We start from the raw sequence: 7,579 nt of genomic DNA on the forward strand, positions 1-7,579 counted from the left end.
CGCGCGCGCGCGGCAGCCTGCAGGCCTACACCGACCACGCCGCGCTGCTGCTGTCCGCGCTGCGCGAGCGCACCAACGACACCATGCGCGCCCAGCTGCAGGAGCAGGTGGAGCAGGCCTGGAAACTGGCGGACGCCATCTGGCGCCGCGAACAGGGCCGCCAGAGTCCGCAACAAGTTCAGCAACTGATCATCGCGGCGCTCAGGCCGCTGCGTTATTTCGACGGCCGCGGCTATTTCTTCATCGATACCCTGGACGGCCGCTGCGTGCTGCTGCCCACCGCGCCACAGCGCGAGGGCAGTTCGCTGCTGGACAACCGCGACGACCGCGGCCGCTACATCATGAAAAGCCTGATCGAGTCGGTGTCCGGCCCCTCCGGCCGCGGCTTCTCCGCCTATCGCTGGTATCTGCCCGGCGGCAAGCACATGGACGACAAGATCACCTACGCCCGCCGCTTTCCACACTACAACTGGCTGATTGGCAGCGGCGAATACATCAGCAATGTCGAGGCCGCGCTGCAACAGCAAGGGCTGGACACGCTGGCACGGATGCGGCTGGAGCAAAGCGGCGGCGAACTGATGATCATAGACCGTCAGGGCCTGATCCGGCTCTACCCCAGCCAGCCCTCGCTGGTGGGCCGCCATTACGAGGTGCTGCCGCCGGAGGAGAGGCAGCGCGTGCTGCAGCTGGTGCAACTGGGCAAGCGCGGCGGCTTTATCGAATACAGCCGGCGCGACGAAGCGGGCCTGGCCGGCGAACGCTATCTCGCCTATTCCCGCCAACTGCAGGGCTGGGACTGGACCCTGGTCACCAGCATGCGGGTGCAAGCCATACAAGACGATAGCCAGCGCGCCGCGCAAAAACTGCGCGGCCGCCTGGCCGAACGCATCGCCGCCACGCTGGCCATGACGCTGGTGGCCATGCTCAGCGCCGGCCTGCTGTGCTGGTATTTCGTGCGCTGGGTCGGCAATCTGGTGCGGCGCTACCAGCAGGACCTGGCGCAGAGCCATCTGTCGCTGAAGGAGCAGGCGCGCGAATTGAGGCTGAGCCACTTCATGATAGACAACGCCACCGACATGGTGGCGCTGCGCAACAGCCAGGGCGAGATCGTGTATTGCAATCTGGCGCTGCGCCAGCGCCCGGCGCTGACCGACGCGCTCTTCCTCCACCCGGCCGGCGCCTTTCCGCTGACCTTCGAAGCCCTCCACCCCGATGGCGAAGCCGCGCTGCACCTGGAAATCACCGTCAACCAGCTCAGCTACGAGGGCGAAGACTACCTGTGCGCCACCGCGCGCGACATCAGCGCCCGCCGCGCCACCGAGCGCCAGCTCAGGCTGGCCGCCCAGGTGTTCGAATCCAGCAACGAGGCCATCCTGATCGCCGATCCGGACAACCGCATCCTGACCGTCAACCGCGCCTTCTGCCACATCACCGGCTATAGCGAGGCCGAAGTGCAGGGCGAAAAACCGTCCCTGCTGTTCGCCGAGCGCCACGACCCGTCCTTCTTCCAGCAAATGTGGCAAACGCTGCAGCAGCGCGGCCAGTGGGCCGGCGAGATCTGGAACCGCCGCAAGGACGGCGAATGCTACCCGTGCTGGGTCAATATCAGCATCCTGCAGGACGCGCAGGGCGCGGTCAGCCACATCATCGCACTGTTTTCGGACATATCGGAACGCAAGGAGCACGAGGCGCGGGTGCAGCACATGGCCGAATACGACGCGCTGACCGATCTGCCCAACCGGGTGCTGGTCAACGACAGGCTGCACCAGGCCATCCGCCAGGCAGAGCTGCTGCACAATCAGCTGGCCGTGCTGTTCGTTGACCTGGACCACTTCAAGAACATAAACGACACGCTGGGCCATAGCGCCGGCGACGAGCTGCTGAAGCAGGTGGCGCGCCGGCTGGCTTCCTCGGTGCGCGGCGTGGACACCGTCGGCCGCACCGGCGGCGACGAATTCGTGCTGATCCTGCCGTCCATCAACCAGCCCAGCGAGGCCGCGCAGATCGCCGAGCGCATCCTGCGCGCCCTGCAGCAGCCGTTCCAGATCGGCAGCCACTCGCTGGTGGTCAGCTGCAGCATAGGCATCAGCCTGATGCCGGACGACGGCAGCGACATCCAGGCCCTGCTGATGAACGCCGACCTGGCGATGTACCACGCCAAGGCCCATGGCCGGAACACCTTCCGCTTCTACACCCGCGAGATGAACACCCAGGTGGCGGAGCGGTTGCTGATGGAAAACCGGCTGCGCCGGGCAATGGAGCAGGAACAACTCTACCTGGTCTACCAGCCGCAATACGATATGGCGGGCCAGCGCCTACTCGGCTGCGAGGCGCTGCTGCGCTGGCGCGACCCGGAACAGGGTCTGATCATGCCCAGCCGCTTCATTCCGGTGGCCGAAGACACCGGCCTGATCGTGCCGCTGGGCCGCTGGGTGCTGAACCAGGCCTGCCGCCAGGCCAGTCGATGGCTGGCGGATGGACTGGGACCGCTGCGGGTGGCGGTCAACGTGTCCGCCCACCAGTTGATGCGCCACGATTTCCTAGACGACGTGCGCGAGGCGTTGCAGCAAAACCAGCTGCCCGGCCATTGCCTGGAGCTGGAGGTGACGGAAAGCACGCTGATGACCGATGCCGACCTGGCCTCGCGCCAACTGGCGGTGATCAAGGCCATGGGCGTGCGGCTGTCGGTGGACGACTTCGGCACCGGCTACTCCAGCCTGGCCTATTTGAAGCGCTTCGCGCCGGACACGGTCAAGATAGACCGCTCCTTCATCACCGACCTGCCCGGCGACGAGGAAAACGCCGCCATCGTCAGCGCCATCGTCCATCTGGCCGGCGCGCTGGGCATGGAAACCCTGGCCGAGGGCGTGGAAAGCGAAACACAGCAGACCTTCCTGAAAAAACTGGGCTGCGAGGCGATGCAAGGCTATCTGCTGGGCTCGCCGCTGAGCGAAGAAGCGATGACGCAGCGGCTGGTTCAATCGCAGGACAGATTGCCGGCTTAAGGCGGCTGATCCGCCAGCCAGGCGCCTGCGGCCAACACCAGCAGCACCAGCGCGGCAGCCAGGCCCACGTCCAGCAAACGGACGGCGGCCGCGCCGCCGACCAGGCTCAGATGCAGTGCCGCCAAGGCGCTGCGCGCGGCAAAAGCCGGCCGATAAGCGCGGAACAAGGCCAACGTCAGCATCGCGGCCGCGCCCAGCAGCATCAGCAGCCCGGGCCACGGATGCAGCGCCAACGCCAGCAGCATGCCCAGGGGCACGCCGACCAGGGCGCCGCTGAACCGCTGCCAGCACTTGGCGCGGATGGCGGCGAAGCCGCCGACGCACACGCTGGCGCCGGACCATATGAGCCATTGCCCGCAAGCCAGCTGAAAATGAGCCGCCAACCAGGCCAATAGGCCGACGCAAGCGAAAGCGACGCCGGTTTGCGGCGCCGCGCCGGGCTTGCCGTCCGGCGCGCCGCCTCGCCCGGCCAGGCCATGCAGCAGCCAAGCCGCCAGCGCGCCGGCCGCCAGCCATGGCAGAGAAGGCAGCAACGCAGCCGCGCCGCGCCCGCTGGGCTGCGCCGCCGCATAGCCCAGGTAAAGCGCGGGAATGAAGGTGAAGTTGGCGACGGAGCGCCAGCGCGCCCGCCGCGCGCCCAGCCTGCCCGCCGCCTCGGCGGCCGCGCCGCAAGCCAGGGCGAAAGCGATCGGCCAAGGCCACAGCCCGGCCAACAGCAGACACCCCGCCAGCGCCAACGCGGCCTGAACCAGGCCGCCCCGCCAATCCAGCCGGCCGCGCTCCATCGCGATCAGGCAGCACACGGCCAGCATGCCGCCCTGCAGCGCCCTTTCGCCGCCGCCGGCCAAGCCCAGCAACAGCGCCGGCCCGATCAGAGCCGACACCCGCGCGGCGAGATAGCCGTCGCAATGCTCGCTCCATAGCCGGCGCAGCCGCGTCGTCACAGCGCTTCCAGCTGTTCCAGCGAAAGGATGCCGGCGATGGCGGCCAGCTGGCGCATGGACAGCTGATGTTCCTCCTCCGTCGCCGCGGCGCAGGCCGGCTCCAGCACCAGCGCCTGGTAGTCGCGGTCGTGCGCGTCGCGCGCCGCGGACTGCACCGCCCAGGTGCTGCTGACCCCGGCGATCACCAGCCGTTCGATGCGCTGCGCGCGCAGCACCGCGTCCAGCGGGGTGGCGTAGAACGGGCTGACCCGGTGCTTGACCACCACCACGTCCTGCGGACCCACGTCCAGATCGGCATGGAAAGCCGTGCCCTCGCCTGCCAGATTCAGCGCCTGGAACTCGCGGGCGCGGCTGAACATGGGCGAGCCCTGCGGCATTTCGGCGTAGGACGGCGAGAAACCCACCTTGACGTGGATGACCGGCCAGCCGCGCGCGCGCGCCAAGGCGATGGCGCGGTTGGCGACAGCCACCACGCCGCGCTCGGCGGCATGGCCTGCGCAACGGGCGATGCGGCCTTGCGGGTGGATGATGTCGTGGATGTAGTCCAGCGTCAGCAGCGCGGTTTTCATAGGCGTTTCCTTAATTGAGGGAGGACGGTATCAATCGGCGGCGGCCAGCCGCTCCAGCAATTCTCCGGCGCGCAGCAGCGCGGCGCGCTCCTCCGCGCTCAGGCTGTCCAGCGCGCGCTGCAGCCAGCCGTCGCGCAGCCGGCGGTTGCGGCCCAGCGCGGCCAGTCCGGCTTCGGACAGGCCCACGCGGACGCGGCGGCCGTCTTGCGGATCAGGGCTTCTTCGGATCAAGCCGGCGGCCTCCAGCTCGCGCAGCGCGCCGGCCAGATTGGACGAGCGCATATTCTCCTGCCGGGCCAGCTCGGACGGCGTGATGTCGCCGCCGGCGCGGTCTATCGCGCCGAGCACGGTCAGCAGGCCAAACGGCAGCACATCCTGGCTGCCCTGGCTGCGCAGCCGGCGCGTCATGCTCATCAGCTGCTGGCGCAGCCGGGTGGCGTCTTTCGTAGAGATTATTTCATTCATATAGCTATTTTCACATAGCTATTTTTATATAGCAATTTATTCATGAAATAGGCCGCCCCCCTGGACGGCCACCGCGCCGGATCAATGACCGGCGATGACCACGGTGCAGGTCTGGCCGGCGATCAGCGCCAGGTCTTTCGGCAAGGCGTCCAGCTCGATGCGCACCGGCACGCGCTGCGCCAGCCGCACCCAGTTGAAAGTGGGATTGACGTCGGCCAGCAGCTCGCGGCCGGTGGCGGCGTCGCGGTCGGTGATGCCGCGGGCGATGCTGGCGATGCGGCCGCCCAGCTTGCGGCCGTCGCTCATCAGCGTCACCTCGGCGCGCTCGCCTACTTTCAGGTTGGCGAGCTTGGTTTCCTCGAAATAGCCGTCCACGTAGAACGAGTGGCTGTCTATCAGCGCCAGCCGCGCGGCGCCGGCCGCCGCGTAGTCGCCGACATGGACGTTGAGGTTGGTGACATAGCCGTCAGCCGGCGCGCGCACCACGGCGCGGCTCAGGTTCAAGGCGGCCAGATCGCGCGCGGCCAGCGCGGCCTGGTATTGCGCGTCTGCGGCGCTGGCGGCGAAGTCCGCGCTTTCGCGGCTCTCGGTGGAGACAATGGCGCTGTCCAGGCTGGCGCGGCGGGCCGCCTCCTTGCCGCGGCGGGTCTTGTCCGCCTTGTGCCCTGCCAGCGCGGCCTCGGCCTGGGCCAAGGCCGCGCGGTAGCGCGCCGGATCTATCGCGAACAGCACGTCGCCCTTGCGCACCGCCTGGTTATCCTTGACCGCCACCTCGGTCACCAGGCCGGACACGTCGGCGGCGACCGACACCACGTCGGCCTTGACCCGGCCGTCGCGCGTCCACGGCGACAGCATGTAACGGTCCCACAGCGCCTTGCCTATCCAGACAGCGGCGGCGAGCAGGGCCAGGGTGATCAGATAACGGATGACGGTATTGGCGCGCATGGCGTAAGTCCAGGAAACGGGTTCAACGGTAAAGCGGCAGCGCGAGGCCGCCGAAGATCACGGCCAGCAGACACCAGCGGAACAGCGCCGGGTGCCAGACCTTCTCGTAAACGCCCAGCTTGCCCAGCAGCCAGTCCGCGCCGGCCTGCAACAGCAGACTGAGCACGAACAGCGGCAGCAGGGTGGGCAGCAAAATGCCGTAGACGGCGATTTCACGCGGCATGGTGTTCTCCAGTATCAGGCAGCGCGTCCAGCAGCGAGGTGTGGATCAGATGCAGTGTGGCCAGCATGCGTTTGAGCCGCGCCGCCTCATCCGGCAGCGCCACGGCCTGCCGCTCTCGGATGCGAGGCCCGCCGGCTCGCAAAACGGCCAGCGCCGAGCGCCGCGTCGTTTCGTCCGGGGCGGCGAAATAGCCGTCCAGCGCCGCTACCGCGTCCCGCAGCGGCTGGCGCACCGATGCGTGCGCCTCCGCCTCTTGCTCGCGCAGATCGACGATGGCCAGACCCAGCTCCAGCAAGGTGACGGCCTGGCTGACGGTAGCCTGGCGCGCCGGATCGTCGCGCGGGCCGGGCGCGGCGTTCAGCTGGTTCAGCAAATCGCGCACGCGGTTGCCGAAACGCTGTTTCAGATGCGGCAGCGCGGCGCGGCAGGTGGCGCGCGCCTCTCGCCACAAGACGGCGGCGATGTGGCGACGCGAGCCCATGGTGTGCTCCGGCAACACCAGCACGAAGAACAGCGCCGCCAGCGCCAGGCCCAGCAGGCGGGCGATGCCGTCGTTGAAGAAGGCCGCCGCGTCGTAGCGCATCATGTTTTGCGGATCGACCGCCTGCGCGATCACCAGCGCCACCCCGCTGCCTATGCCGGCCGTTTTGGGCAGGCACTTCAGATAGCAGCCCAGCGCCAGGAAAGGCGCCATCGCCAAGACCAGCGGCGGGAAGCTGCCCGCCTGGCTCAAGACCATGAAGGCGCAGACATAGGCCAAGGGCGTGCCGACGGCGAAGCCGATCAGGATTTGCTTGACCATCACCGTGGGCCGCGGCGAAGACGAGGCCAGGCCGCAGAAGATGGTGGCCAGCAGCACCGCGCCCAGCGCGCTGGGCCAGGCCAGCCAGTACCAAGCCAGGGACAGGGCAAGCAGCGTCAGCGCCGCGCGCGCGCCGCTGGCCAAGGCGATGGCGGACGGCGTGCGCGGCGAATAGGCCAGCGCCTCCACCTGCCGCGGATTGCGCTGTTTCAGGCCGTGGTAGACGGAGGTGAAAGCCAGCATTTCATCGACGAAGCGCAGCAGCAGCTCGGACGCGGTGTCGAACTCTATGCGCTGCGTCTCGTCGTGCGGCATGGCCAGCAGCGTCTCGCGCGCCTCGTCCAGCCCGCGCGCCAGCTCGGGCCGCATCGCCTCCAGCCGGCGCAATGTCTCGCCCGCTTCCAGGGCGGTGCGCGCCGGGCCGTCATCCAGCTCCAGCGCGGCGGAAGCCTGGCCGAACCAGGGATAGAGCAGGCCCGGCAGCGGCGAGGCGGCGTCGGCGCGCAGCCGCTCCATCTGCCGGTGCAGCGTGTGGAAGGTGGTCAGCGCCGCCATGAAGGTGGCGTTGAAGGCGTGCAGCTGATTGCTGCGCGCGCGCACATTGCCGGCTTCGAAAAAGGCGGCCG

The 7,579-nt window shown here is 68.5% G+C and carries 7 protein-coding genes; 1 reads left to right on the top strand and 6 read right to left on the bottom strand.

Annotated elements, in window-relative coordinates; genetic code table 11:
- Nucleotides 1–3,005, top strand: a 3,005-nt coding sequence (locus C2I19_RS20385; protein ID WP_103904422.1) for a bifunctional diguanylate cyclase/phosphodiesterase, incomplete at its 5' end; no start/stop codon positions are given.
- Here the strand turns inward: C2I19_RS20385 and C2I19_RS20390 are convergent.
- The 6 genes from C2I19_RS20390 to C2I19_RS20415 all read right to left on the bottom strand — a co-directional run.
- Complete coding sequence (locus C2I19_RS20390) at nt 3,002–3,949, bottom strand: FUSC family protein (protein ID WP_103904423.1); 948 nt, start codon at nt 3,947–3,949, stop codon at nt 3,002–3,004. The two genes, C2I19_RS20385 and C2I19_RS20390, sit on opposite strands and share 4 nt — an antisense overlap.
- Complete coding sequence (locus C2I19_RS20395; RefSeq protein ID WP_103904424.1) at nt 3,946–4,518, bottom strand: cysteine hydrolase family protein; 573 nt, start codon at nt 4,516–4,518, stop codon at nt 3,946–3,948. The genes C2I19_RS20390 and C2I19_RS20395 overlap by 4 nt, the downstream gene beginning before the upstream one ends.
- A 30-nt stretch (nt 4,519–4,548) precedes the next feature.
- Nucleotides 4,549–4,983, bottom strand: coding sequence for a MarR family winged helix-turn-helix transcriptional regulator (locus C2I19_RS20400; protein ID WP_103904425.1), 435 nt, complete (start codon nt 4,981–4,983; stop codon nt 4,549–4,551).
- Between the two features lie 81 nt (nt 4,984–5,064).
- Nucleotides 5,065–5,928, bottom strand: a complete 864-nt coding sequence (locus C2I19_RS20405) for an efflux RND transporter periplasmic adaptor subunit (RefSeq protein ID WP_103904426.1) — start codon at nt 5,926–5,928, stop codon at nt 5,065–5,067.
- 22 nt (nt 5,929–5,950) lie between these two features.
- Nucleotides 5,951–6,151, bottom strand: a complete 201-nt coding sequence (locus C2I19_RS20410; RefSeq protein WP_103904427.1) for a DUF1656 domain-containing protein — start codon at nt 6,149–6,151, stop codon at nt 5,951–5,953.
- A partial coding sequence (locus C2I19_RS20415) for an FUSC family protein (RefSeq protein ID WP_199181307.1) occupies nt 6,141–7,579 on the bottom strand: 1,439 nt, incomplete at its 5' end. The genes C2I19_RS20410 and C2I19_RS20415, both read right to left, overlap by 11 nt.

Source organism: Chromobacterium alticapitis, assembly GCF_002924365.1.
Lineage (GTDB): Bacteria > Pseudomonadota > Gammaproteobacteria > Burkholderiales > Chromobacteriaceae > Chromobacterium > Chromobacterium alticapitis.